Origin of the sequence: Pricia sp., from assembly GCF_041745955.1 — a bacterium.
Classification (GTDB): domain Bacteria; phylum Bacteroidota; class Bacteroidia; order Flavobacteriales; family Flavobacteriaceae; genus Pricia.
This window is the reverse complement of the sequence record NZ_JBGTHY010000138.1, coordinates 1-3,493: the sequence shown is the minus strand read 5'-3', so window position 1 is coordinate 3,493 and position 3,493 is coordinate 1. Positions and strand designations below refer to the sequence as shown.

Annotated in this window: 6 protein-coding genes; 4 read left to right on the top strand and 2 right to left on the bottom strand. The window is 38.3% G+C overall.

Annotated features, from left to right (window positions below; translation table 11 throughout):
• The first annotated feature begins 666 nt into the window (after nt 1–666).
• Both ACEW8S_RS04970 and ACEW8S_RS04965 read left to right on the top strand, forming a co-directional pair.
• Nucleotides 667–1,140 (top strand): Lrp/AsnC family transcriptional regulator, encoded by a 474-nt coding sequence (locus ACEW8S_RS04970; protein ID WP_373517078.1) that lies wholly within the window; start codon nt 667–669, stop codon nt 1,138–1,140.
• 197 nt (nt 1,141–1,337) lie between these two features.
• A complete protein-coding gene (locus ACEW8S_RS04965) occupies nt 1,338–1,673 on the top strand; it encodes a hypothetical protein (protein WP_373517077.1) in 336 nt (111 codons plus the stop codon).
• Between the two features lie 51 nt (nt 1,674–1,724).
• On the opposite strand, the gene ACEW8S_RS04960 is transcribed toward ACEW8S_RS04965, so the two are convergent.
• Nucleotides 1,725–2,087, bottom strand: a complete 363-nt coding sequence (locus ACEW8S_RS04960; RefSeq protein ID WP_373517076.1) for a DUF1456 family protein — start codon at nt 2,085–2,087, stop codon at nt 1,725–1,727.
• A gap of 456 nt (nt 2,088–2,543) precedes the next feature.
• Here ACEW8S_RS04960 and ACEW8S_RS04955 point away from each other — a divergent pair, with 456 nt between their 5' ends.
• Nucleotides 2,544–2,855, top strand: coding sequence for a MarR family transcriptional regulator (locus tag ACEW8S_RS04955; RefSeq protein ID WP_373517075.1), 312 nt, complete (start codon nt 2,544–2,546; stop codon nt 2,853–2,855).
• A gap of 1 nt (nt 2,856) precedes the next feature.
• Complete coding sequence (locus ACEW8S_RS04950; protein ID WP_373517074.1) at nt 2,857–3,117, top strand: hypothetical protein; 261 nt, start codon at nt 2,857–2,859, stop codon at nt 3,115–3,117.
• Here ACEW8S_RS04950 and ACEW8S_RS04945 read toward each other — a convergent pair.
• The coding region (locus ACEW8S_RS04945) for a helix-turn-helix domain-containing protein (protein WP_373517073.1) at nt 3,079–3,493 on the bottom strand (415 nt) is incomplete at its 5' end. The two genes, ACEW8S_RS04950 and ACEW8S_RS04945, sit on opposite strands and share 39 nt — an antisense overlap.

Sequence of the window (3,493 nt, the reverse complement as noted above, 5' to 3'; positions counted from 1 at the left end):
AACGACACCTTGGTCGTCAACGACCGTACCGGTGATCATAATGTCCTGTCCATGCATTATATAAAAGGCGTTAAAAAGAACGAATACTAGTAATAGAGCTTTCTTCATAAGTACAAGGTTTTTGGTGGATACTAAACAGTGCTCGAACAACCCTACATCCAATTTTTCCTTTCTAGTGGAAAAGAGTTAAATCGAAAAAGGACTAAAGAAAAGTTCCGGATACTTTCTATCGTTATTCCGCTTGTTTGAGCAGTAAAACGACAGGTACAATATTAGAAGGAGTTTTTGATAAATAAAAATTCAGACCCCCTGTTAAGTATTGATTTTAAGTAGTTTGTATGCCTAAAAACTGACGAATAGAAAATTTTAAAGGATATTTCGGTCATATCGGGAGCTTTTTATTTTTTGAGGACACTGAACCTATCGATATGTAAAAATTGCTTGAAAAATCATTTTTATTACATCCAAAATCAAGGGATATATAAATTTTACTATTGTTATAAAAGTGCGATTTTAATTGCGTTATTATAATCTAAATTTTAAAAGTATTGAATTATATTTACTGAAATCCTTATTTTTCAAATAAATAATAAGGATTCATCAATTTTATTTTCTAAAGTTATAAGTAGCCAGCTTTTTCAAATAACGAAAATCCAACACATACGAATGAAGGACAAACTAGACCTAGTAGACCACCAAATATTGACCCTGTTGTCCGACGACGCCCAAATGCCCTACACCGAAGTGGCAAAACGCGCTGGAATATCACCCGGAACGGTACACATGAGAACGCGGAAAATGAAAGATCTAGGAGTCATCAAAGGGGCGACCTTGACACTTGATTACAGTAAGATGGGTTGGAAAATGACCGTATTTCTAGGCATATTTTTACGCGAGAGCAACCTATATAAAGTGGTGATGGAAGAACTGTCCAATGTCAGGGAAGTCGTCAAGATACATCACAGCACCGGTAAATATGATATTTTTATAAAGCTGCATGCCCGTGATAGCTTGCATTATCGAAACCTGTATCAGGAATCTATTTTGACCATTGAAGGTATTCGGGGCGTAGAATCCTTTATGTCCGTTGAGGAAAATATGAGTAGGCATATCAGCTTCACTACCCAAGACAGCAAATAACTTCAATAAAAGCGGTTATAAGTTACCTATAGGATAAAAAATCGGATAGGAAAATCATTAAAACAATGTTAAATTCTATCAATTCGGTAACAATTGCATTTCTGTGGCGTCTTTAGTATAACATCATCAGTTAATAGTAATCAATTCCTGAATAAAAGCCGTCAATCAGCGGTTCGGGATTTAAAAACAAACAAGTCATGAGAAAAATCAGTGTAGTACTGGTAGCTGCAATGCTACTATCGGCCGGAAATGTTTTTGCGAACGACGCCACAACGGTCGATCCCTCGAAAAGTCTTTCCGCGCAGATTTCAAAAATGTTGAGCGACAATGCCTTCACCCAAAACGAAGTGGAATTGACCGGCCAAGTAAGGTTTACCCTTAATAATGCACACCAAATCGTGGTGCTGTCGGTCGAAACCGAAAATCCGGTGTTGGAAGAATTTGTGAAGCAGAAATTGAACTATAAAGAAGTAGCCTTGGAGGCCTACAAAGAAGGTAAAATTTATACAATACCTGTACGCGTCGTAGGCTAGATACTGTGGTAAACAAGTTCAGCAATGAAGTCTTGATTTGATAATTTCGAATCAGGATTTTTTCTTGTTCTTATATTTCACATTTGTAATATTGCTATCTATTTTTTTGCGTTGTTGGGCTTTGAAACTAGGCGTTTTCCTTTCAACGGTCTTGACAACTTTCTTTGAAAGGACATCTCCCGGATGTTTCGGATTTTCCTTGGTGCCCCTAAGGTGAATTACTAGGCCGTTTAAAAAATTCCGTAAAACCTGATCACCACATTCCATATAATTGGGATGGTCTTCCTTTCTGAAAAAAGCGCCCAATTCACTTTTACTTATCTTAAAATCGGCCAATTTCAAGATTTCCACGATTTCATCGTCCCTGAACATCAAGGCTACCCGTAGCTTCTTAAAAATATCGTTGTTCGTCATGCTCCATTTTTTTACAAGATAAAATAAAAAGTTGGTTTGATATGCCTTCGAGCGTATTAACATAGCGGCGCATACGAAAAGCCTATTTTTACGTTTGTATATAGAATACTTTCAAAAGTTATCTATGAGTTCCAAAAAAGAAAGATTGAGTATCCTATCCGAAATGATCTCTTTTGCGAAAGTCGATATCTTCAAGACGCACTATAATTGAGGTGATTATTCAGGCCATTTCTATCGTCGCTAGGGCCACTTGCTATATCCGAATAAATCTTTTCACATCCTGCATTGTTCAACAGATCAATCTATGACTCCAATTTTGTTTCTGGGGTCGATACCCTGACGTACACGTTCATCCCTTTTATTTAGAATCATAATCATATGGATTTTATAAATAGTTAACCAACTATGTAGTTGACTAATTGTATTGTATTATCCTAGTTTAGGATTTAGAATAAAATGGTAAAGGACTATATCAAAATGCTTGGCCACAGGGCCTTGGACAACCGGTTAAAGCGGATCAGCGACAAGATGACACATGATACAAGGAAGTTCTTTAAAGAGATCGATCTGGATGTTGAACCCAGTTGGCACTTAATATTCAAACTGTTGAGGGACAATGAATTTCTGACTATGGTCGAATTGGCGGAACTACTGGGCTATTCCCATCCTTCCATGGTTGTCGTGATAAAAAAAATGACAATAAAGGGATATTTTTGGCGAAGTAGGTTTTTCGGAATCCTGCAGCTACGGGACCAGGGAAACCTTTGACTTGGGCATTGCCCTGTTGCATTCTTTCGAATATGAGGAAGCTGAAAAGGCCTTTGTAAAGGTCATTGATAAAGACCCCGATTGCGTGATGGCCTACTGGGGCGTTGCGATGAGCAATTTCCACTCCCTTTGGATGCAATCGGGAACGGGGTACTTGGAAAAAGGCGCAAGAATTTTGGAAGTTGCCCAAAAACTGCCCATGGAGGAGAGGGAAGGGGACAATTTAAAAATTGCTAGGCGAATTTTTATAGTTCGTGGGTGAAATGCCGTACAATGCCTTAAAGCATTTGGTAAAGTAGGATAGGCTGTTAAAGCCCACATCATAGGCTACTTGGGAGATATTATCGGCTTTTTGGGACAATAATTGGGTGGCGCGCTTTAGCCTAAAATTACGAAGTAGCTCTCCTGGAGGATGATTGGTAAGTGCCTTTAATTTCAGGTGTAACTGGGTATTGCTCATAAGTAATTCCTTTTGCATCTGGGGCACGCCAAATTCAGAATCGGAATACCTTTCTTCAAACAGCGCAAGTACCTCGTTCAAAAATTTCTCGTCCATGGAGGTTACGGTGATTTCTTTGGGGTCCAATGAAATATTTTTGGAAAAGAGTTCCCTAAGTTTTTTTCGCTGTCCGATCAGA